The organism is Hoeflea sp. AS60 (assembly GCF_038900115.1).
Classification (GTDB): Bacteria; Pseudomonadota; Alphaproteobacteria; order Rhizobiales; family Rhizobiaceae; genus Hoeflea.
Window position 1 is genome coordinate 1,805,828 of record NZ_JBBMQP010000001.1, and the last position, 21,122, is coordinate 1,826,949.

The following is a 21,122-nucleotide window of genomic DNA, read 5'->3' on the forward strand; positions in this document are numbered from 1 at the left end:
CTCTGGCTCACTCAAATCCGAGGAAATCAAAGATTTCCCGATCCTTCATGGGGTTGGCATTCTGTTCTTCGGTTCCGGCCCACATTTGCTCGGCCAGCTTCATATATTCCTGCTGGATCGACACGATCTCCGGATCGTCGCCCATCTCGAACAGGGTGCATTTCTTCAGCCGGCTTCTGCGCACAGCGTCGGAATCCACAATGTGAGCCAGCCGCTTGAGGCCGATTGCCTCGTTGTAGCGGTCGATCTGGTCAGTCTCGCGCGACCGGTTGGCAATGACGCCGCCAAGGCGCACATCGTAGTTCTTTGACTTGGCCTTGATCGCCGCAACGATGCGGTTCATGGCGAAGATGGAATCGAAATCATTGGCTGCCACCACCACGGCCCGTTCAGCGTGCTGCAGCGGAGAGGCGAAGCCGCCGCAGACCACATCGCCCAGCACATCGAAGATCACCACATCGGTGTCTTCAAGCAGATGATGCTCCTTCAGAAGCTTCACCGTCTGCCCGACCACGTATCCGCCGCAGCCGGTGCCGGCTGGTGGGCCACCGGCTTCCACGCACTGCACGCCGTTGTAGCCCTCGAACACGAAGTCTTCGGTCCTGAGTTCCTCGGGATGGAAATCCACGCCCTCGAGCACATCGATCACTGTGGGGATCAGGCTCTTGGTCAGGGTGAAGGTGGAATCATGCTTGGGGTCGCAGCCGATCTGCAGCACGCGCTTGCCAAGCATGGAAAACGCTACCGACAGGTTTGACGAGGTGGTCGATTTGCCGATGCCACCTTTGCCGTAGATGGCAAAAACCTTGGCCTTGCCGACGTCCATCTCGGTTTCAAGATGAACCTGAACGCTGCCGTCGCCATCGCCGTCCCCGTTGAGACCGGCGGCGTCACGCAGCTTGGCGACCCTTGCGTCATCCATTGCAGTGCGGGGGTGGGTGTAAAGGTTCATTCTGCAGCCTCCAAGCCTTCGGCACGATCTTCCATTTCCTCGCCCGCAGCACAGAGCGCAGCCCAGGTTTCGTCGTCCGGCGTCCAAAAGTTTCTGTCTTTCGCCTCGATGAGGCGGTTGACCATGCGCAGGGAAGAAGCCGGGTTCAGATCCGAGAGCCTGCGGCGCATGGTTTCGTCGAGAATGAAGGTTTCGCTCAGCTTCTGGTAAACCCAGGGCTGGACATCGCCGGTGGTGGCCGACCAGCCAACAGTGTTGGCGATCTGGGCCTCGATCTGGCGCACGCCTTCATACCCGTGCTTCAGCATGCCCTCGAACCATTTCGGGTTCAGCGAGCGGGTGTGCGTTTCGAGCGCCACCTGTTCTCCGAGCGTTCTCACGCGGCCTTCGCCCTGTGTCTGGTCGGAAATGTAGACCGGCAGTTTCTCTCCGCCCTTGGCCAGTGAAACAGCCTTGGCGATGCCGCCGAGCGTGTCGAAGTAGTGATCGATCGTGGTCACGCCGAGCTCGACTGAATCGAGGTTCTGATAGGCCATGTCGACCTTGGCGAAGACGTCGTTGAGCAGCTCGACCTGTGCCGAAGTCTTGCCCTTGCGGTCGATCGCAAAGCCCTTGCGGCTTGTGTACATGTCGGCAATTTCCTGGTCGTCGGTCCAAGCGCTGGATCCGATAAGGAAATTGACGTTGGCGCCGTAAGCACCTTCGGCGTTGGAGAAAACCCGGTAGGCAGCCTGCTCAAGGTCGCAACCATGTTCGGCAGCATAGGCCAGCGCATGTTTGCGGATGAAGTTCATCTCCACCGGCTCATCAGCGGTTGCTGCAAGATAGGAAGCTTCTGCGAGCATGGTTGCCTGCAGCGGCAGCAGGTCGCGGAAAATGCCGGACAACGTCATCACTGCATCGATGCGTGGACGGTTGAGCTCATTGAGCGGGATCAGTTCGGCGCCGCAAACCCTGTTATAGGCATCAAGCCTGGGCCGCGCGCCCATCAGCGCCATGGCCTGGGCCATCGGGGCACCTTCGGTTTTCAGATTGTCCGTGCCCCAGAGAACCACCGCAATTGTTTCAGGCAATGCGCCATCGGTTTCGAGATAACGCTCAAGCACCTTGGCCGCTTGCCGTGTGCCATCCTTGACCGCATAGGCGCTGGGGATGCCGAACGGATCAAAACCATGGATGTTACGGCCGGTGGGCAGCATGTCAGGCGTGCGGATCAGGTCGCCGCTGGGTGAGGGCGCAACAAACCGACCGTCAAGTGCCGTGATCAGGCCATCAAGCTCGCGGTTGTCAGCAAGGTTTGCATTGGCGCGCACCAGACGCTCGATCAGGGTCGTCTGGCCCTCCCTGCCCGCATGTGTAGCTTCCACTTTAGGCTCGGCAAAAGTGACGATGGCCTCGATGATGTCCTTCGAGGGCGTTTCGGCATCGTCAGCTTCGGCGATCAACGTGATCATATCGCGCCGCTCGGCTTCGCTCATTGCCTGGCCAGCCACATGAAGACCATGTGGTATCAGGGCATATTCGAGCTCTAGCATCGATGCGGTCAGCGCCGCCACATAGGCGTCAGAGTCCTGGGAGGACACGTGTCTGTTGAGTTCCAGCTGATCAGCCTGGATATGGATCAGGTCGAATGCGTCTTTGCGTTCGCTCTCCTGAGTGAGATCCAGATTGCGGAACCGGTCGAGCGAAGATTTGAGTTCGCTCAGACCCTTGTAGAGACCTGCATTTGTCACCGGCGGGGTCAGGTAGGACACCAGGGTTGCAGCCGAGCGCCGCTTGGCGATCGTGCCTTCGGACGGGTTGTTGGCTGCATAGAGATAGAGATTGGGCAGGTCGCCGATCAACCGGTCCGGCCAGCAGTTCGATGACATGCCCGACTGCTTGCCCGGCATGAATTCCAGCGCGCCATGGGTTCCGAAATGCAGCACCGCATCAGCCCGGAAAGTGCGCTTGAGATAGGTGTAGAAAGCAGCGAATGCGTGGGTTGGTGCGAAGCCCTTCTCAAACAGCAGCCGCATCGGGTCGCCCTCATAGCCAAAGCCCGGCTGCACCGCGATCAGCACATTGCCGAACTGCCGTCCCAGCACAAAAATCGATTGGCCGTTGGTGAAGATCCGGCCCGGTGCAGGACCCCAGGCAGCCTCGATGTCGTCGAGATATTTCTCGTTGCGAACATGGTCGTCGGCACTGACCTGCGCATGCACATTGGCGAGCGCGCCATATTTTGCCGAATTGCCGGTCAGAACCATGTCCCGCAGCGTCTCGGCGTCTTCCGGAACCTCGATCGTGTAGCCTTCCTGCTTCAGCTTGATCATCGTTGCATGCAGAGATTCAAACACCGACAGGAAAGCAGCAGTGCCCATGTTGCCAGCATTCGGCGGGAAGTTGAAAATCGTCAGCGCGATCTTGCGGTTCACACGCTCGGTCTTGCGAAGTGCGACGAGCTTCTCAAGCCGTCCGGCCAGAACCTCGACACGTTCCGAATGAGGCACCATGCAGGAACGGCCGGCAGGGCAGGTTCCGCACTTGCGTGAGCAGACGCATGGCTGTGTGCCATCGATCTTGTCGGTACGGCCGCCATAGACCAGCGTACCGGTTGCGCCATCAAGTTCAGGAATTGCCACCATGATCGTGGTTTCGATCGGCAGCAGGCCCATGTCTGAGGCTTCCCAGCGCTCGATCGTCTGGAATTCGGTCACATAGGCGGCGATATAGGGAACGTCGAGCCGGGTCAGCGTTTCCGCTGCCGCAGATGCGTCGGAATAGGCAGGCCCCCCCACCAGTGAAAAGCCGGTCAGCGACACCATAGCGTCAATTGTGGTTCCGGTCGTACCGCCGGACAGGAACGCATCAATCGGTCCGCGCATATCGAGGCCTGAGCAGAACACCGGCACGACGTTGAAACCGCGGCGCTCGAAAGACCGGATGACGCCGTCATAATGGCCGGTATCGCCTGAAAGAATGTAGGACCGCAGCAACAGAAGGCCGATTGTGCCCTTTGCGTCGGTACGTGTGGGCAGGGCGCCAAGCTCGGCGCTGACCAGGCCCTTGATGTCGGGATGATAGACACCCTGATCAGGATATTCGACAGGTGATGCAGCCTTGACCACAGTGCGCAGCGACCGGCGATCGCCGTCGGAATATTTCTCGACCATCAGTCGCACGAGATTGGCGATATTGGCGTCAGATGCCGCGATCCGGTACTGCATGCAGATAAAGTAATTGCGCACATCCTGCGCCGTGCCGGGAATGAAACGCAGCAGTTTCGGCAGACGCTTCAGCATCGCCAACTGGCGCTCGCCAGCGGTCCGTCCGGTTTCCTTGTTTTTCGACCTGTCACCGCGGAGCTTCTTCAAAAGTGCGAGCGGGCCCTTCTGCTCGCCATCCATCTTGAACCGCCCCATCGAGGTGTTCTTCATGATTTCGCCGGTCGACATGCAGCACATCATGGCGTCGCAATGGTCCCGCCGCGCCGCCAGATCCGGGCCGATGGCTTTGACGTGCTCTTCGATGAACAGCATCGAGGCGACAATGATGTTGCCCTGAGCGATGTCGTCCTTGCAGGCCTGCAGCTTGTCCGGATTGTCGTTCCAGTCGGTGGCGGCATGTACCGTCAGCCGCAGGTTTGGCATTTCGCCCGAAAGCATCTGGCGCGCATCATCAACCGCTGCCGACATGTGATTGTCGAGCGTGATCAGGACAACATTGACAGGGGCGGTATTAGCGCCCGAAGTGTGCTTTTGCATCGTATAATGTCTCGATCGTAATCGGGTTGAGGCCGTTCTGGGCAGCATAGGATTCAGTATTGCGCCGCGCCTTCCCGCGGACGAAAAATGGAATTTTGCGAAGTTCGCGCTCGGCGTCCTGCGTCCACGACGGATCACCGTCAGCCACAGCGGCAACTGGTTCGGCATGGGCAGTTGCTTGTTCTTCAGCTACGTCGGTGGCCGCGTTTGCATTGGCTGCCGGACCGCCATGACCATGGCCCAGATGCGATGATCCGGCGTCGTCATTGAATTCAAAATCGCCGCGGAACATCTGCAGAAGATGCTCTTCCAGGCCCATCATCAGCGGATGAACCCAGCTGTCGAAAATCACATTGGCGCCTTCAAAGCCCATCTGCGGCGAGTAACGGGCAGGGAAATCCTGCACATGCACCGGGCTCGAGATCACAGCGCAGGGAATCCTGAGCCGCTTGGCAGCATGGCGCTCCATCTGCGTGCCCAGAACAAGTTCCGGCTGGGCGGCAATGATGGCATCCTCGACATCAAGGTGATTGTCGGAAATCAGCGGCTCGACACCATATTTGGCTGCAGCCTCGCGCACGTCGCGGGCAAATTCGCGGCTATAAGTGCCAAGACCGCAGACTTTAAAGCCGAGTTCCTCGGATGCGATGCGGGCGGCGGCAACAGCATGTGTGGCGTCGCCGAAAATGAACACCCGCTTGCCGGTTAGATAGTTCGAATCGATGGATCTTGAATACCAGGACAGCCGTTCCGCGCCGCTTTCAACCAGGGATGCGGGAACATCGACGCCGGCGGCTTCCGCCACGGCCTTGATAAAGTCCTGCGTTGCGCCAACGCCGATCGGCGTGGTTGCAACCATCTCCTGGCCGAACTGGCGCTTGAGCCAGCGCGCCGCATTGTCGGCGATTTCGGGATAGAGCACGATGTTGAAATTGGCCTGCGGGATCCGCGCCAGATCAGCGGGCGACGCGCCAAGTGGTGCAATTGTGTTGATCCGGATGCCGAGCGCTTCAACGATCTTCTTGACCTCAAGAATGTCGTCGCGATTGCGGAAACCGAGCGAGGAGGGACCAAGAATGTTGCAGCTTGCCTGTTCCGGCGCGACATCGGGCTTGCCAGCGCCGCCGGCAAAGGCCCGAACCAGCCGGTAGAAGGTTTCGGCAGCGCCCCAGTTTTCCTTCTTCTGGTAAGACGGAAGCTCGAGCGGTACGACCGGAACGTTGAGCCCCAGCGCCTTGGCGAGACCACCCGGATCGTCTTGGATGAGTTCCGCGGTGCAGGATGCGCCAACCAGAAGCGCCTGCGGCTTGAATCGCTCGACGGCTTCCCGCGCTGCAATCTTGAAGATTTCCGCGGTGTCGCCCGAAAGGTCGCGCGCTTGGAAAGTGGTGTAGGTCACGGGCGGGCGCTTCTTGTTGCGCTCGATCATGGTGAACAGCAAATCGGCATAGGTGTCGCCCTGCGGCGCATGCAGCACGAAGTGCACATCGCGCATCGAATTGGCGATCCGCATGGCGCCGACATGCGGCGGTCCTTCATAGGTCCAGACGGTCAGTTCCATGGCTCAGGTCCCCACTTTCAGAAGGGACCGGCGCATCAGCGGCCGGGCGATCAGTTCGGCCAGATCGCCGGCCTGCTCGTAACCCTGGATTGGCGTGAAGACGAACTCGATCGACCATTTGGTCGAACGGCCCTGCGCCTCGAACGGATTGCCAAGACCCATGCCGCAAATGATCAGGTCTGGATTGTCGCTCTCGACCCGGTCGATCTGCCGCTCGACGTCCTGGCCTTCGCTGACACGGACGCTGTCAGGCATCATGGCGAGTTCGGGGCCTACCACATCACGGTTGAGATAGGGGGTGCCGATCTCGACGATGGATGTGGAAAGTTCACGCGACAGGAACCGCGCCAGCGATGGCTCCAGCTGCGAATCGGGAAACAGGAAGACTGACTTGCCCTCAAGCACAGGCCGATAGCGCTCGACAGCGCGGCGGGCACGCTCGCGGCCGGGGCCGGTAATGGCGTCAAACTTTGCCTGCGGCACACCAAACGAATCGGCGATGGCGCTGTACCAGGCGGTCGAGCCTTCTTCGCCAAGCGGGAAGGGGGCCGAGATGCGTGTTGCCCCGCGACGCTCCAGCGCCTGGGCGCAGGTTCCGACCCATGGCTGCGCCAGGATGAAACGTGTGTTGGGGCCGACCGGCGGCAAAGTTGTCGAGGACCGGGATGGCAGGAACCGAACCGGGCCAACGCCCAGGCCGTCAAACACCCGCATCATCTGGTCTTCGACGACGTCGCCAAGTGCACCCACGACAACCAGTGATGCCGGTGCGCCCGGCGCTTCAGCAGGCATGTCAGCAACGAGTGCTGCGAGGAAATTGTCTTCGCCTTGGGTAAATGTGGTCTCGATGCCCGAGCCGGAATAGGCCATCACGCGGCAAACCGGGGAGTGCTCTCCGTTCAAGCGGCTGGCAGCGCGGGGCAGATCCAGCTTTATGACTTCGGACGGGCAGGAGCCGACCAGCACCAGAAGCTTGATGTCAGAACGGCGGGTAAGGAGCCGGGTGACCACCTTGTCGAGCTCCTCGTTCATGTCGGCCATGCCTGCAAGATCGCGCTCATCGATGATGGCGGTGGCGAATCGCGGTTCGGCAAAAATCATCACGCCTGCGGCTGACTGCATCAGATGGGCGCAGGTGCGCGATCCGACGATCAGGAAGAACGCATCCTGCATCTTGCGGTGCAGCCACATGATGGAAGTCAGGCCGCAAAACACTTCATGCTGGCCGCGCTGCTTGAGCACATCGCGGCGATCCGCAGTTTCGGGGGCACAAGTCTGCGCCGGGACGGGCGCTGAATAAACAACGGTCATGCCATTGCCTCCTTTGAGGAGGGCGCGCCGATCCGGGCCAGACGGAACTTGTAAAGAAACTGTGTGGCGTTGATGACGTAGGAAACATAGGCCGCGGCCGCGAGCGTCATCAGCTGGCTATCGGTCAGCAGATTACCCCAGAGAGCAATGAGGTAGGCGGTGTGCAGCGCCAGAACCAGCATCGACACCATGTCTTCCCAGAAGAAGGGGCGGGCGAACAGGTAAGCGCCGAACACATCCTTTTCCCAGATCGAGCCGGTGATCATGATTGCATAGAGTGTCATCGTCTTGGCCACCACCGAGACATGGGCTGCAACGAGCCATGATCCCATCATCCACCAGTGAATGATGAGGCCGACCGAAATCGCGAAGACCAGAAACTGAATCGGAGCGAGGATGCCTTGCACCAGGGTCCAGACCGAATTGTCACGGCGGACTCGCTCTTCCGGTGTGTACAGTCCGGTCGGCGTATCGCTGGGCGAAACATGCATATTCATCTGGCCTTATCCCTCTCCGCTTCAAGCCCTGATGAGAGGAGGTTAGTCACAGAATTCGAAAGTGTCAATTTTAATTGACGTCATACTAGGTTTACAAACGGATTAATTCGTTCCATTCTTCATCTGCCGCGTTGGAAGAGTCTCTATGATGGAGATGGAGCTGATCGGGGGGTGGGAATGCCGCGATTGATGTGGGCAGTCCTTTCAAAAACGAACGGCTTTGGGCAGCCTTAATCGGCGCCGCGGTCCTGAGAGGACAGGGAGGCATCTGGGTCATGAAAACAGGTCCGGGCATGCGTGGTACCAACGGCGGATCCGAAGGATCCGCAAATCTGGCGCGCTCCGGTTCGCCAGTCTCAAAATCGAAGGATGAGGCACTTCATCATGTAATTGAGCGGATTGTCGTCAGCACTTGTTTCAAGGGCGCGCTTCCAGAGGCAGACTCAATGGAAGATCAATCAGAAGACCGGCAGGTCGCCAGGCACGATACTGACAAGCCCATCAATGGGCGCGCTCGTGCAGTCAGGCGCCAGGCCGAGGATCAGATCAAACCGGCGTCGCCCGGCGCATCGGCAATGGCCAGCGTAAAGCGTTTCATAGCGGTTCTTGACAAGATCTATGACAAGGTTCTGTCCGACGGCGATTTCGACTATGTCGGCTTCATGCGGGCGCGGTCTCTTGGACCTTCTGAGATGCTGGATCTGCTTGAAGCCTGCGCCGTTCGGCTGGGTGAGGAATGGAACTGCGACAGCCTGGGATTCGTCACGGTCACTGTCGCCACCTCGCGCCTGCAGCGCGTTTTGACAACATTGAGCCAGGAGAATCGGTGTTTTGAGCCGGTCGCCCATGACCGTTCGATGTTGTTGATCGTGCCGCGCGGCGAGACGCATACGTTTGCCGTCAGCCTGATAGAAGAGCGGTTCCGTCTGAGAGGTTGGGAAACCAGTATGGTGTTTGCCGACCGTCTCCTTGACTTGCCTCATCTTCTGAAAACCAGTGACTTCCAGCTGGTTTGTATCGCTTGGCTCGACAGCGAACTCAAAAATCGGGTTGAATCCGTTCTGCACGCTATTCGCACGTCCGTAAATCGGGATCGGACCTGTGTAATTGCTGGCGGTCCGGCTGCTGTGGAGTACTCCCAGTGGCTGGAAGAGCGGGGCGTTGAAAAGGTTTGCAGCAATGCCCAAATCGCGTTAGAGACAGCGCAGAGGCATGGTGCAACTCGCAATTCGGCGTTAACAGCGACGGACGTAAACGGTTCCCTGTTGGAACCGTTGCGAAGTGCCTAATCGGAAAATGGAACAACAAACCTCCAGAACTGTCCACCGAACATTTGAAAAAACACTTCAAGCGTTCGAAAACCTCCCTTCTGGGGTTTCGCTTAACATGGCGTCGCTCGGAAGCGATCTGACCCTTCTGGTTGATTCCTCAGGTTCAATCATCGATGTCGCCTATCTTGATGCGACGGTCCAGCCCTTCGGTGTCGAGGATTGGCCCGGGCGCGCTTGGAAAGACACCGTAACAACCAGTAGCGCCGATAAGATTGACAGCCTGATCGATGAATGCGCCAAAACCGGTGCCAGTCGCTCTCACCAGGTCAATCATCCGGGTCCGCGCGGCGCTGATTTGCCCGTCGAATATGTGCTCCGGCGAATTGATGGTTTTCCCTATCTGATTGCCTACGGCACTGATCTGCGCAAATTTGCGGAAGTCCAGCAGCGCCTGATCCAGGCCCAGTTCGAATTGGAGCGGGAATATCGCCGCGTCCGCGAATCCGAGGCGCGCTACCGGGTTATTTACCAAAAAATGGACGGCGCACTGCTGGTTGTGGATGGGGAAACCCGCCGCATCATAGATGGCAATGCGGCTGCGGGGCAGATCTTTGGCGTGGCACTGGCCAAGATGGTGGGCGACACCCTTGTGTCTCTGATTCAGCGCGACGGTCGCGATCGGTTGATGGAGGCTTTGGCTGAATCGCGCTCGTTGGGGCAGCCCAGAACTCTCAACGTATCGTCTTCATCCGATAGTGCGGCCATCGAATTGCGGATCAGCCCGTATCGGGAAAATGGCAGGATCAATTATCTTGTGTCCATTGCAAGTCAGGTTGAGGAAGACCACCCAATGCGCGGACTCACCGCCGATAAGTGGGGCTGGACCGAAGCGGTGCCTGAGGCACAAATCGTCATTGACGCCAAGGGCGCCATATTCTCGGCCAATGGCCGCTTTCTTGATATGATCCACCTGCTCAGCCGCAACCTGGCCGTTGGCCGCAACGTCAACAACTGGCTCGGCGCATCAAGCGTCGATATGCAGGTTTTGTCCAACCGGTTGCGTGACGAGGGCGAGGTGCGTCAGTTTCTCACCGTGGTACGTGATGATCTCGGGTCCAGCCGGCCGGTTCGGTTATCGGCGACACGGATCGATACAGGCGGCGACCCACTCTATTCGGTTATCGTGACGGAGCAGGGCTCGCGGGAAATGCCTTCAAGCCCCAAGGTCAGCGGTATGCATGGACCGACGTCGGATTTTTCCGAATTGATCGGGCGGGTTCCGCTCAAGGAGCTCATTCGCGAATCCGCCGACGTCATCGAGAAGCTCTGCATAGAAGCAGCTCTCACCCAGACCGAGAATAATCGCGCGGCAGCCGCCGATCTTCTTGGCCTTTCCCGGCAAAGCCTCTACCTCAAGCTCAAGCGCTATGGCCTCGAGGATTACACCGGCCGCATCTGAGCCTTTCTTTGAGCTCGGAACAGGCCGTGTAAAAAAACATTTACACTGTCAATTTTAATTGACTGTTTGTTTTGCCGGTCATAAACTTTTGTCATGACCGTAGCAGACACAGCTCCAACTCGCCCGAGGGTGCCGACACCGGCATCCGTTCTGGCTTTGCTTAAACCGGTAACCTGGTTTCCGCCAATGTGGGCCTTTGCCTGCGGCGCGATTTCAGCTGGACAGATCACAACTGACCGCTGGTTTGCAGTGGGGCTGGGCGTTATGCTGGCTGGACCGCTTTTGTGCGGCACCAGCCAGGCGGTCAATGACTGGTTTGACCGCCATGTCGATGCCATCAACGAGCCGGACCGGGTGATCCCGTCGGGCCGGATGCCTGGTCGCTGGGGCCTTGGCGTTGCCATTTTCAATTCCGTCCTTTCGATGATCGTGGCGAGCTTTCTGGGCATGACGGTGTTCATTGCCGCAGCCATTGGCCTGGCGCTCGCCTGGGCCTATTCGGCGCCGCCTTTTCGTCTCAAGCGCAATGGATGGTGGGGCAATTCGGCCTGCGGTTTTTCCTATGAAACGCTGCCATGGATCACCGCAGCCGCCGCCGCACTCGGAACCGTGCCGAGCGGAGAGATCTTTGCAGTCGCGCTCCTTTATGGAGCCGGCGCGCTGGGCATCATGACGCTCAATGATTTCAAATCGATGGAAGGCGACACCCAAATGGGTCTCGCTTCGCTGCCGGTGCAAATGGGCGCTCGCAAAGCGGCCCTGTTTGCTGGCTTGGCAATGATCGTCCCGCAGATGGTGGTGATCGTGCTGCTGACCTTATGGGAACACCCATGGGCTGCCGGTGCGATTGCGGCGCTGACGCTGGCGCAGGGCATTGCGCTGCCGCGGCTGGTTGCCGATCCGAAGGGTAAGGCAATCTGGTATTCGGCGCTCGGCGTCGGACTTTACGTGACAGGGATGATGATCACCGCCTTTGCGATCCGTCCATAGGGCCTGAAGGTGAGGGGAGACAGCGCATGAGAGGATCATGGGAGAATACTGCGCCCGGTCTTGGCTGGCTCGCCATCCTGAGGCTCGGCCTGGTTCAGGCTGCACTTGGCTCCATTGTCGTTCTCACCACCTCGACGCTCAATCGCGTGATGGTGGTTGAACTGGCACTTGCCGCCACGATCCCCGGCTTGCTCGTCGGCCTTCACTACGGCGTTCAGATTTCGCGCCCGCTCTGGGGCCATGGATCGGACCGCGGCGGAAGCCGCACGCGCTGGATTGTTGGTGGCGTTCTGTTGCTGGCCCTTTCGGGAACCGCGGCTTCGGCTACGACCTTGCTGTTTTCCTCAAATTTCTGGCTCGCAATTTCGCTGGCGGTTCTCAGTTTCCTGGGCATCGGCATCGGCATCGGCGCCGCGGGCACATCGCTGCTGGCGCTGCTCGCCAGTCGCACCGCTGTGCATCGCAAACCCACCGCCGCCACCATCGTCTGGATGATGATGATAGCAGGCATCGTGGTCACCGCGATCGTCTCCGGCGCCTGGCTTGATCCGTTCTCATTCTCGCGGCTGATCATGGTCACTGCGATTGCCGGAGCCATCGCTTTCCTGATGACGTGCCTTGCCATCTGGAACGTCGAGAAGTCCACTATTCCGGTGGAAGGTCCGCCCACGCCACAGCGGCTCGGCTTCCGCGAAAGCCTGACGGCCACATGGGCTGACCGCGATGCAAGGCTGTTCACTGTCTTCGTTTTTATCTCGATGCTCGCTTACTCCACCCAGGATCTCATTCTCGAACCGTTTGGCGGGTTGTTGTTCGGGCTGACCCCGGGCGAGACCACGCAGATATCGGGCCTTCAACACAGCGGCATCCTTCTCGGGATGGCACTCGTCGGCGTTCTAGGATCAATGTTTGCCAAGAAGAAGCCTATGATCATCAAGGGTTTCATCTTTTTTGGCTGCATCGGTTCGGCGATTGCACTGTGCGGCCTGTCGCTGTCGGCAATGCTGTCGCCGCTCTGGCCGCTCAAGGCCAACATCTTTCTGCTTGGCTTTGCCAATGGCGTTTTTGCAGTGGCTGCCATTGGCGCGATGATGATGTTGGCCTCAGGCGGTGATGGCGCGTCCGAAGGCATCCGCATGGGCGTCTGGGGGGCAGCACAGGCCGTCTCCTTTGGCCTTGGTGGGTTCCTGGGCACAGTGGCCATCGACATCACCCGTGCGCTCACCGGTGACACGCCTCTCTCGTTTGCAGTGGTTTTTGGCCTGGAAGCAGGATTGTTCCTGTTGGCTGCGGCGATTGCGCTTCTCATCAAGACGCCCGGTCAGTCGCGGGCTGCGGACATGCCGTCCGCCTACGCAATTCCAGCGGAGTAAGGTTCATGCAGAGACAAACCTATGATGTCATCGTGATTGGCGGCGGTCCCGCCGGCGCCCGTGCTGCCGAACGGCTGGCTGCAAGCGGGCGCAAGACCCTGCTGGTCGACAAGGAAGGCCGCACCAAGCCCTGCGGCGGGGCAATCCCGTCCAACGCCATGGCTCAATTCGCAGTCGCGCCCGAGCAGATCAAGGCGCGCGTGCGCGGCGCCCGCATGACCGGGCCGAGCGGATTGCAGGTCGGCATGGAAATCGGCGAGATCGGCTATGTCGGCATGGTCGACCGCGACCAGTTCGACCCGTATCTGCGCGCCCGAGCGCGCGAGGCCGGTGCTGATTACCGCGCCGCAAGTTTTTCCTCGCTTGAACACCGGGCCGACGGCCTGGTCGATGTCAAGCTGGGCAAATCGAAGGATGCTGAAGCCGAAACCCTGTCTGCCCGGGTCGTCATAGGAGCGGACGGCGCCAATTCGGCTGTGCGCCGGGCGATTTTCGGACCCAAAAAGCGACCGCCCTATGTCTTCGCCTACCACGAGATCGTCCGCTCGCCGTCCGCCGGTGAAAACAGTGCCTTCGATCCGGCGCAATGTGAAGTGATTTATGATGGCGAGATTTCGCCAGATTTCTATGGCTGGGTGTTCCCTCACGGTGAGTACACCTCGGTCGGCTGCGGCTCCGCGATCAAGGGCTTTGATCTGAAGGCAGCAACACGCGAATTGCGCGAACGTTTCGGCCTGGGTGACGCAGAAACCATCCGCGAGGAGGGCGCGCCATTGCCGCTCAAGCCGATGCGGCGTTGGGACGACGGCAAGAACGTGGTGCTTATCGGCGATGCCGCGGGCGTTGTCGCACCATCCTCTGGCGAAGGCATCTGGTATGCGATGCACTCCGGCGATCTCGGCGCTGAAGCTGCAATGAAAGTGCTAGATACCGGGAGCGCCAGACACCTGGCAAGCGCACGAAAGCGGTTCCAGCGCGCCCACGGCCGGGTGTTTATGGTGCTCGGCTTCATGCAGTGGTTCTGGTATTCGAGCGACAAGCGGCGCGAGAAATTTGTCACCCTGTGCAAGGACGCGGATGTCCAGCGGCTGACCTGGGAGAGCTATCTCAACAAGAAGCTGGTTAAAAAGGATCCGCTGGGCCATGTCCGCGTGTTCCTCAAGGACATGCGCCAGTTGCTACGTCCGGCAGCACACTGATGTTGCCCGACTGGCTCCTTGAATTTGTCGGCGACGGCCGGATCGCGCTGCTGGCGCTTGGCGTCATTGCGCTTGAAGCGGTCATCATCGCGCTGTTCCTGCGCCGCCGCGCCCGGCTCGGGCAATTGGTGCTGACCATGGCATCAGGGGCCGGGCTTCTGGGTGCGCTCCATGCGGCGTTGAGCGGTGCGCAACCCGGCATGATTGCCCTCTGGCTGGTGGCCGCCCTTGTGGCCCATGCCGCCGATATGCTGACGCGGTTGTTCGGCAGATCCTGATACGTCTTAATCGGGCACCGGTCTTACGGTCTGCGCACCGAGTTGCCACCTGCGATGATGCGATTGATCAGCGCCGCCACGGCTGCGTGCGTGACGAGGTCGGTCTCTGTGCCTTCGGCGTTTTCATGCGAGGTCGCAGCGTCCTTGAGAACGCCCATGATCTCACTTTCCGGCAAGACCTGAGCATCGTTCAGCGCAAGCAGCAAGGCCTCGCAAATCGAGAGCGCGGCGATTCCTGAGTGGGTGTCATGATCTGACATGCCTTAGCGGCCTTCCATGGTAAATACGCCTGCAAATCGGGTTTGGGCGGTGCATTCCGCAGACTTTCAAAATATTTGCTGCATTGTGCTGATCGAAATCAGTCATCGGTCGGGTTTCCATGTTAGGAATTCTGCTGGCTCCGGAGAATGGTACGCATTTGGAAAACACACCACTGGCCCGCAAGCTGGGCGCATTCGTTGCGTTGTCGGGTACGGAACTCGCCGTTCTGGAGACTCTGCACAAGCGACGTCGTACTTTTGTCGCCGGGCGTGATCTCTTCCATCAGGGGCAGTCGGGGCAGGCCGCCTATGTCCTCGCTTCCGGCTGGGCTGTTTCCTACAAGATCCTGCAGGACGGACAACGTCAGATTGTCGACTTCCAGATCCCCGGCGATTTTCTCGGCCTGCGGAGCGTATTGCTTCACATGTCCGATCACAGCATAGAGCCGATCACCGACATCGAAGTTACTGAAGTGCTTGCGACGGACCTTCTGGACGTGTTTGCCCGAACCCCGCGCCTCGCCACGGCGGTTCTGTGGGCCGCATCCCGCGACGAAGCGATGGTGGTCGAACATCTGGTCAATATCGGGCGCCGCAATGCCGCCGAACGCACTGCACATTTCCTTCTGGAGCTCGGCGCCAGACTTTCCCTGGTGGGCATGGGGAGCAAGGCGGGCTTCGCCTGTCCTTTAACGCAGTATCTCCTGGGCGACGCACTTGGACTAAGTTCGGTCCACGTCAATCGGGTACTGCGAAAGTTGCGCGAAAAGGAAATGGTCACGTTCCGCAATGGCTTCGTCGCGTTCGATTCCCATAACCGCTTGACCGAATTTGCCGAGTTCGATCCGACCTATCTCGATCAGGTCGGACCGCTTCTCATGTAGGGCAATCCAAGGATCAATCGCGAGGTCAGATGCGCCCGAGCACCATCAGTATGACGATGATGATCAGCACTGTACCCAGTACGCCAACACCGGCATGACCGAAGCCGTAGCCATAGCCGCCGAAGCGTCCGCTGAATCCGCCCAGCAGAAATATGATGAGCAGTATGACGAGGATTGTACCGAGTGACATGTCGTTTCTCCGGGTGACGGACCCCACCGGTTCTCGGGGCGGTCCAGATGATAAGATCTGCGATAGGTGGCTGGCTCCAGCCACGAAGGTTCATTCATTTTTCGCATATTGGAATGCCGCTGGAGTTGATCTCTCCGGCAACCCCGCTTTAGCGTTCCTGCAACTCTACTGCCTGCTCCAGCCGCGAGAGGTGCTCAGACGGCTATCAACATCTGGCTCACACATTTGTTCCGGAAGGATGCCCGGAATTTTTGAGCTTGCTGCAAATCTGGAACCCGGGAATTCCTTTCTTCTGTGGCTGATCCGTATCGAAGTCAGTTTTCTGCAGAACCGCGCCGTCAGCGGCTTTTGGCTACCCCGGCGAAACACGCGTTCCGGCGCGGCCCTCGAGGATGGCGCGGGCATCTCTTAGCTGGCCGATGCCTGCGAGTTTGCCGCAGCTCCTGACGAAGTCGGACGCGGCACCTACTTTGGGGCCCATGGAACCAGGCGGCAGATCGAGCTTGTCCAATGCATCTGCGGTTGTTGCGCCTATCGCATGCTGCTCGTCGCTGCCAAAATCCTGAAAGACGTTTGCAACATCGGTCAGCAAAAGCAGCGCATCCGCTTCAAGCTCAGACGCCAGCAGGGCGGCTGTTCGATCCTTGTCGATCACAGCCTCCACGCCCTCCATCCCGCCGTCTGAATTTCGCATGACCGGAATGCCACCGCCGCCGGCGCATATCACAGAGTGGCCCGCCTCAAGCAGCACCTTGATCGCATCCAGCCCGATAATCCTGAGCGGCAGGGGGGAGGCAACCACACGGCGCAGGCCACCGGACGCCTCGGTGACAAGCGCCCAGCGATGATCCCGCTTTGCCTGCGCGGCTTCGCTCTCGGAATAGACAGGACCGATCGGCTTGCTCGGCGCCTTGAACGCAGGATCGGCTGGATCGACCTCGACCCGGCTGAGAAGCGTGGCGCAATGCGAGCCCTCCGGCAGTGCATTCATAAGTTCCTGTTCGATCAGGTAGCCGATCATGCCTTCGGTCTCAGCACCCAGCACATCCAGCGGCCAGGGTTTGGACGGATTATAGGACGCGCCTTGTAATGCCAGCAATCCGACCTGCGGGCCGTTGCCATGGGCAATGACGATCTGGTGATCTCGCGCCAGATCAGCCAGTGCCACCGCCGCTATCCGCACATTCGCAATCTGCGAGGAGGCAGTCATGGGTTCGTTACGACGCAGCAGGGCGTTACCGCCCAGGGCGACTACCACGCGCATCTTATGACCCCATCGTGGCCACGAGAACGGCCTTGATCGTATGCATCCGGTTCTCTGCCTGATCGAAGACCACAGAGGCGCCGGATTCGAAGACCTCTTCTGTGACTTCCATGCAGTCGATACCAAATTTCTTGAAAGTGGCTTCGCCGACTTCGGTATCGCGATTGTGGAATGCCGGCAGGCAATGCAGGAACTTGGCATAAGGGTTCCCGGTTTTCTCCATGACTTCTGTTGTGACCTGATAGGGTGACAGAAGCGCGATCCGATCTTTCCAGACATCGTCCGCCTCTCCCATGGAGACCCAGACATCGGTATAGACGAAGTCGGCCCCTTCGAGGCCTTCGGCGTGCTTCTCGGTCAGCGTGATGCGGGCGCCGCTGGTTTCTGCGATGGTCCTGCATTGTGTGACGAGGTCCTGATCGGGCCAGCAGCTTTGCGGACCGCACAGACGAACGTCCATGCCGATCAGCGCAGCGCCGACCATCAGTGATGAGCCCATGTTGTTGCCGGCGTCACCCATGAAGCAGAAGGCGATATTCGACAGATGCTTGTGGGTGAACTCACGCATGGTCATCAGGTCGGCGAGGATCTGCGTGGGATGGAAATCGTCGGTGAGTCCGTTGAAGACCGGCACACCAGAGTACTGAGCCAGCACCTCGGCGTCCTTCTGGCCAAAGCCGCGATACTCAATGCCGTCATAGAACCGGCCAAGGACGCGCGCCGTGTCCTTCATCGATTCCTTGTGGCCGATATGGCTGCCCGATGGCCCGAGATAGGTGACATGCGCGCCCTGATCGTGAGCTGCCACTTCAAACCCGCTGCGGGTCCGGGTGCTGTCCTTCTCGAAGATCAGGGCAATGTTCTTGCCCTTGAGCCGCGGTACCTCGAAGCCGCCTTGCTTGGCCATTTTGAGGGTTGCTGCCAGCTGCAGCAGATGCCGAATTTCATCGGGTGAAAAATCGAGCAGTTTGAGGAAGCTGCGTCCGTGCAGGTTCTGTGGCATGTTGATTTCCTTAGGTTGCGTCGCGGATCAGCGGGCAGGTCATGCAATGGGAGCCGCCGCGTCCGCGACCGAGTTCAGAGCCGGGAATGGTGATGACCTCGACACCCGCCTTGCGCAGCAGGGTGTTGGAATAGACGTTTCGTTCGTAACCGACGACGACGCCGGGTTCGAGACACAGAAGGTTGTTGGCGTCATCCCATTGCTCGCGCGCGCTCTCGTAGGCGCCGCCGCCGGTGGGGACAGTTCGCAGCGCCTTGATGCCAAGCGCCTTTGCCACAACTTCGAGGAACGGCTTCGTCTCTGCCTCTGCGACGACATCCGCGCCGTCACCGGGACGCAGGCTGTAGCAGCGGATGGCATCGGTGACCTCGGCAAAGACCGTGACCAGATCGCGATCGCAGAAGGTGAAGACCGTATCGAGATGCATGGCGCTGCGCGAACGGGGAAACTGGCATGCGATGACCAGAGTGGCCCCGCCGCCGGCAAACAGATTGCGCGCGATCTGGCTGACCGCTTGCGGCGTGGTGCGTTCGCCCATGCCGATCAGGACAACGCCATTGCCGATCGGCATGACGTCGCCACCCTCAACGGTCGCGGGGCCATGGTCCTGCATTGGATCGCCCCACCAGATGGGAAAGCCGGCATCCTTGAAATCGGGGTGAAAGCGATAGATCGCGGCAACGTTGAGGGTCTCGAGCCGTCGTGCGGGCCAGTGCATCGGGTTGACGGTCACGCCGCCATAGATCCAGCAGGTGGTATCGCGGGTGAAGATATGATTGGGCAGGGGGGGCAGGATAAAATCGGCTGGCTCCAGCATCGGGGCCAACACGCCATTGGCCGGGATTGGAAGTTCGGCACGGCTCATGCCACCGATGAGGATGGTGGACAGCAGCGCCGCGTCGATCTCCATCAGATGCGCCAGCAGATCATCCGCCAGACCGACGCCCACGGTGTTGTCGCTGATCCGAGCTTCCAGTAGCCATCGCCGAGCCTCCGGGTCTGCAAGCGCCTCGGTCAGCAAGTCCTGCATGACCACAACCTCGACACCGCGATTGCGCATCACATCGACGAAGGTCATGTGCTCGATGCGTGCCTGCTTGACCCAGATGACATCATCAAACAGCAGCTCAGCGCAGTTGGCCGGCGTCAGGCGTGCCATGGCGGCACCGGGCGTGTGGACCATCACTCGACGCAGTTTGCCTGCTTCGGAATGAACGCCATAGGTCAGGGGAGGGGTAGCAGTCATGTCGGTGATCCTGTCAGAAAGACGCCAATGCTCAGCGCGCCCATGATGATGATTGTGAGACCCAGCAAGACGGGCCAGACGAAGTGCAGCCAGCGCTCATAGGGAACGCGGGCGATGGCGAGACCGCCCATGACGACTGCGGATGTCGGGGTGACGAGGTTGACGACGCCCTCGGCCGACTGGAACGCGGTGACGACGAGGCTTCGTGCGACCCCGGCAAAATCGGCAACGGGGGCCAGGATCGGCATCGACAGCACGGCAAGGCCTGATGTGGAGGGGACGAAGAACGACAGCACGACCTGGATCCAGTACATCACGTTGATGAACACGATCTCGTTCAGGCCGGTGACCATTCCCTCTGCCCAGTGCAGGATGGTGTCCGTGATATGGCCTGCGTCCATGATCACGACGATGCCGCGGGCAAGGCCAATGATCAGCGCCACGCCCAGAAGATCGCGCGCACCACCGACGAAAGCCTCGACCAGGCCCTTCTCGCCCAGCCGACCGATCAGGCCGATGCCGATGCCGGCGAACAGGAACAGCCCGCTCATTTCGGCCATCCACCAGCCGCCGAGCGAGACGCCCCAGATCATCACCGCAAAGGTGGTCCCAAACAGCAGCAGAACGATCTTGTGCAGTCCGGTAAACTCTGTGGCGGAAGCTTCGGCCGCGCTGCGGAAGTGCGCCTCGTTTTCCGCCTTGAGGTCAAAGATCAGCGAGTGTGACGGATCAGCCTTGACCCGCGCGGCATAGCGCATGACGTAGGCCACGGTTGCTGCGAAGGTCAGGGCCAGAATGACCACACGAAGCATCAGCCCGTCCGTAAACGGCACGCCGGCAGCGTTGGATGCGATGACGGTCGAAAAGGCGTTTACGGTCGAGCCGAGCACGCCAACGCCAGCGCCAAGCAGGATCACCGCAACCGCCGTCAGGGCGTCATAGCCCGCTGCAATCATCACCGGTGTCAGCAGGACATAGAAGGCCAGTGTCTCTTCCGCCATGCCCTCGGTCGTCCCGCCCAGGGCGAACAGTCCCATGAGGATAGGGATCATCCACTTTTCCTGCCCCTTCAGTTTCGTCATGGCGCGCTTGATACCCGCGTCGATCGCGCCGGTTGACGTGACCACGCCAATGAAGCCGCCGATCATCAGCACGAACAGTGCGACATCAATTGCGTTGGCGGTGTAGCTGCCGGGATCGTAGAACCCGGCGATGGGGGCGAGGATGACGTCGAAGAAGCCCTGCGGATTGGCAGCCATCGGTGCGTAGGTTCCGGCGATCGGGATATCCTTGCCGAGCACCGCGGACGCCACGCGCTCATACTGGCCGGCGGGAATGATCCAGGTCATCGCCGCCACGATCACGATCAGCGCCAGAAGGATCGTGTAGGCCGAGGGAAAGCTGAACCGGGATACTGGTTGCGGATTTGTGGTGTCGGGAGAGGGCATGCTTGAGTCCTTTGCCAGCCAAGCCATGAAGTGCTCGGGCCGTAGCTTTCACCCTAGGAGCGGATCAGGACTGGTGGGCTGATTGAGGTTAGGGAAACAGCAAATATGCGGACGCAGATGCCGTTGCTGTTCGCGAATGGCGTCCCTGTCACAAAAGCATAATGCGCGCGTCATCTGGCTGTAACCCGTT

At 59.7% G+C, this 21,122-nt stretch carries 18 protein-coding genes; 7 read left to right on the top strand and 11 right to left on the bottom strand.

Annotated features, from left to right (window positions below):
- Window positions 1-7: 7 nt before the first annotated feature.
- Genes bchL through bchF form a run of 5 tightly spaced genes read right to left on the bottom strand, consistent with a single transcriptional unit; the run spans window position 8 to window position 8,067 of the window.
- Complete coding sequence (gene bchL / locus WNZ14_RS08335) at window positions 8-922, bottom strand: ferredoxin:protochlorophyllide reductase (ATP-dependent) iron-sulfur ATP-binding protein (protein WP_342868547.1); 915 nt, start codon at window positions 920-922, stop codon at window positions 8-10.
- A 26-nt stretch (window positions 923-948) separates the two neighbouring features.
- Window positions 949-4,698 carry a magnesium chelatase subunit H gene (locus WNZ14_RS08340; RefSeq protein ID WP_342868104.1) on the bottom strand — a complete coding sequence of 1,250 codons (3,750 nt, stop codon included), beginning with the start codon at window positions 4,696-4,698 and terminating at the stop codon, window positions 949-951.
- Window positions 4,673-6,259, bottom strand: a complete 1,587-nt coding sequence (gene bchB / locus WNZ14_RS08345) for a ferredoxin:protochlorophyllide reductase (ATP-dependent) subunit B (RefSeq protein WP_342868105.1) — start codon at window positions 6,257-6,259, stop codon at window positions 4,673-4,675. Before bchB ends, WNZ14_RS08340 begins: the two co-directional genes overlap by 26 nt.
- Before the next feature lie 3 nt (window positions 6,260-6,262).
- A complete protein-coding gene (locus tag WNZ14_RS08350; RefSeq protein WP_342868106.1) occupies window positions 6,263-7,570 on the bottom strand; it encodes a ferredoxin:protochlorophyllide reductase (ATP-dependent) subunit N in 1,308 nt (435 codons plus the stop codon).
- A complete protein-coding gene (gene bchF / locus WNZ14_RS08355) occupies window positions 7,567-8,067 on the bottom strand; it encodes a 2-vinyl bacteriochlorophyllide hydratase (RefSeq protein WP_342868107.1) in 501 nt (166 codons plus the stop codon). The genes WNZ14_RS08350 and bchF overlap by 4 nt, the downstream gene beginning before the upstream one ends.
- Before the next feature lie 275 nt (window positions 8,068-8,342).
- Here bchF and WNZ14_RS08360 point away from each other — a divergent pair, with 275 nt between their 5' ends.
- The 6 genes from WNZ14_RS08360 to WNZ14_RS08385 all read left to right on the top strand — a co-directional run bounded on the left by WNZ14_RS08360 (window position 8,343) and on the right by WNZ14_RS08385 (window position 14,637).
- Window positions 8,343-9,356: a hypothetical protein gene (locus WNZ14_RS08360; protein ID WP_342868108.1), complete on the top strand. Its 1,014-nt coding sequence runs from the start codon at window positions 8,343-8,345 to the stop codon at window positions 9,354-9,356.
- Between the two features lie 97 nt (window positions 9,357-9,453).
- Entirely contained in the window at window positions 9,454-10,797 is a 1,344-nt protein-coding gene (ppsR, locus tag WNZ14_RS08365; RefSeq protein ID WP_342868109.1) for a transcriptional regulator PpsR, read from the top strand.
- 93 nt (window positions 10,798-10,890) lie between these two features.
- Window positions 10,891-11,787 carry a chlorophyll synthase ChlG gene (gene chlG / locus WNZ14_RS08370; RefSeq protein ID WP_342868110.1) on the top strand — a complete coding sequence of 299 codons (897 nt, stop codon included), beginning with the start codon at window positions 10,891-10,893 and terminating at the stop codon, window positions 11,785-11,787.
- A gap of 26 nt (window positions 11,788-11,813) precedes the next feature.
- Window positions 11,814-13,160 (top strand): BCD family MFS transporter, encoded by a 1,347-nt coding sequence (locus WNZ14_RS08375; RefSeq protein ID WP_342868111.1) that lies wholly within the window; start codon window positions 11,814-11,816, stop codon window positions 13,158-13,160.
- Between the two features lie 5 nt (window positions 13,161-13,165).
- On the top strand, window positions 13,166-14,359 hold the full coding sequence (locus WNZ14_RS08380) for a geranylgeranyl diphosphate reductase (RefSeq protein WP_342868112.1): 1,194 nt from the start codon (window positions 13,166-13,168) through the stop codon (window positions 14,357-14,359).
- Window positions 14,359-14,637 carry a hypothetical protein gene (locus WNZ14_RS08385; RefSeq protein WP_342868113.1) on the top strand — a complete coding sequence of 93 codons (279 nt, stop codon included), beginning with the start codon at window positions 14,359-14,361 and terminating at the stop codon, window positions 14,635-14,637. Before WNZ14_RS08380 ends, WNZ14_RS08385 begins: the two co-directional genes overlap by 1 nt.
- Before the next feature lie 23 nt (window positions 14,638-14,660).
- On the opposite strand, the gene WNZ14_RS08390 is transcribed toward WNZ14_RS08385, so the two are convergent.
- Window positions 14,661-14,897 (bottom strand): hypothetical protein, encoded by a 237-nt coding sequence (locus WNZ14_RS08390; protein WP_342868114.1) that lies wholly within the window; start codon window positions 14,895-14,897, stop codon window positions 14,661-14,663.
- Window positions 14,898-15,055: 158 nt separating this feature from the next.
- On the opposite strand from WNZ14_RS08390, the gene WNZ14_RS08395 reads away from it, so the two are divergent.
- A complete protein-coding gene (locus tag WNZ14_RS08395; protein ID WP_342868115.1) occupies window positions 15,056-15,781 on the top strand; it encodes a Crp/Fnr family transcriptional regulator in 726 nt (241 codons plus the stop codon).
- A 25-nt stretch (window positions 15,782-15,806) separates the two neighbouring features.
- On the opposite strand, the gene WNZ14_RS08400 is transcribed toward WNZ14_RS08395, so the two are convergent.
- The 5 genes from WNZ14_RS08400 to WNZ14_RS08420 all read right to left on the bottom strand — a co-directional run bounded on the left by WNZ14_RS08400 (window position 15,807) and on the right by WNZ14_RS08420 (window position 20,932).
- Window positions 15,807-15,971, bottom strand: coding sequence for a DUF3309 family protein (locus tag WNZ14_RS08400; RefSeq protein WP_342868116.1), 165 nt, complete (start codon window positions 15,969-15,971; stop codon window positions 15,807-15,809).
- 352 nt (window positions 15,972-16,323) lie between these two features.
- Complete coding sequence (locus tag WNZ14_RS08405) at window positions 16,324-17,235, bottom strand: carbamate kinase (protein WP_342868117.1); 912 nt, start codon at window positions 17,233-17,235, stop codon at window positions 16,324-16,326.
- 1 nt (window position 17,236) lies between these two features.
- A complete protein-coding gene (gene argF / locus WNZ14_RS08410) occupies window positions 17,237-18,238 on the bottom strand; it encodes an ornithine carbamoyltransferase (RefSeq protein ID WP_342868118.1) in 1,002 nt (333 codons plus the stop codon).
- 10 nt (window positions 18,239-18,248) lie between these two features.
- Entirely contained in the window at window positions 18,249-19,484 is a 1,236-nt protein-coding gene (locus tag WNZ14_RS08415) for an arginine deiminase (protein ID WP_342868119.1), read from the bottom strand.
- Window positions 19,481-20,932: a YfcC family protein gene (locus tag WNZ14_RS08420; RefSeq protein WP_342868120.1), complete on the bottom strand. Its 1,452-nt coding sequence runs from the start codon at window positions 20,930-20,932 to the stop codon at window positions 19,481-19,483. Before WNZ14_RS08420 ends, WNZ14_RS08415 begins: the two co-directional genes overlap by 4 nt.
- Window positions 20,933-21,122: the final 190 nt, after the last annotated feature.

Coding starts and splice junctions, on each gene's coding strand:
- WNZ14_RS08390 (WP_342868114.1), bottom strand. CDS start 14,897: ATGTCAGATCATGACACCCACTCAGGAATCGCCGCGCTCTCGATTTGC.
- WNZ14_RS08350 (WP_342868106.1), bottom strand. CDS start 7,570: ATGACCGTTGTTTATTCAGCGCCCGTCCCGGCGCAGACTTGTGCCCCC.
- ppsR (WP_342868109.1), top strand. CDS start 9,454: ATGGCGTCGCTCGGAAGCGATCTGACCCTTCTGGTTGATTCCTCAGGT.
- WNZ14_RS08405 (WP_342868117.1), bottom strand. CDS start 17,235: ATGCGCGTGGTAGTCGCCCTGGGCGGTAACGCCCTGCTGCGTCGTAAC.
- chlG (WP_342868110.1), top strand. CDS start 10,891: ATGACCGTAGCAGACACAGCTCCAACTCGCCCGAGGGTGCCGACACCG.
- argF (WP_342868118.1), bottom strand. CDS start 18,238: ATGCCACAGAACCTGCACGGACGCAGCTTCCTCAAACTGCTCGATTTT.
- WNZ14_RS08400 (WP_342868116.1), bottom strand. CDS start 15,971: ATGTCACTCGGTACAATCCTCGTCATACTGCTCATCATATTTCTGCTG.
- WNZ14_RS08380 (WP_342868112.1), top strand. CDS start 13,166: ATGCAGAGACAAACCTATGATGTCATCGTGATTGGCGGCGGTCCCGCC.
- WNZ14_RS08360 (WP_342868108.1), top strand. CDS start 8,343: ATGAAAACAGGTCCGGGCATGCGTGGTACCAACGGCGGATCCGAAGGA.
- WNZ14_RS08340 (WP_342868104.1), bottom strand. CDS start 4,698: ATGCAAAAGCACACTTCGGGCGCTAATACCGCCCCTGTCAATGTTGTC.
- WNZ14_RS08415 (WP_342868119.1), bottom strand. CDS start 19,484: ATGACTGCTACCCCTCCCCTGACCTATGGCGTTCATTCCGAAGCAGGC.
- WNZ14_RS08375 (WP_342868111.1), top strand. CDS start 11,814: ATGAGAGGATCATGGGAGAATACTGCGCCCGGTCTTGGCTGGCTCGCC.
- WNZ14_RS08385 (WP_342868113.1), top strand. CDS start 14,359: ATGTTGCCCGACTGGCTCCTTGAATTTGTCGGCGACGGCCGGATCGCG.
- bchL (WP_342868547.1), bottom strand. CDS start 922: ATGGATGACGCAAGGGTCGCCAAGCTGCGTGACGCCGCCGGTCTCAAC.
- bchB (WP_342868105.1), bottom strand. CDS start 6,259: ATGGAACTGACCGTCTGGACCTATGAAGGACCGCCGCATGTCGGCGCC.
- WNZ14_RS08420 (WP_342868120.1), bottom strand. CDS start 20,932: ATGCCCTCTCCCGACACCACAAATCCGCAACCAGTATCCCGGTTCAGC.
- bchF (WP_342868107.1), bottom strand. CDS start 8,067: ATGAATATGCATGTTTCGCCCAGCGATACGCCGACCGGACTGTACACA.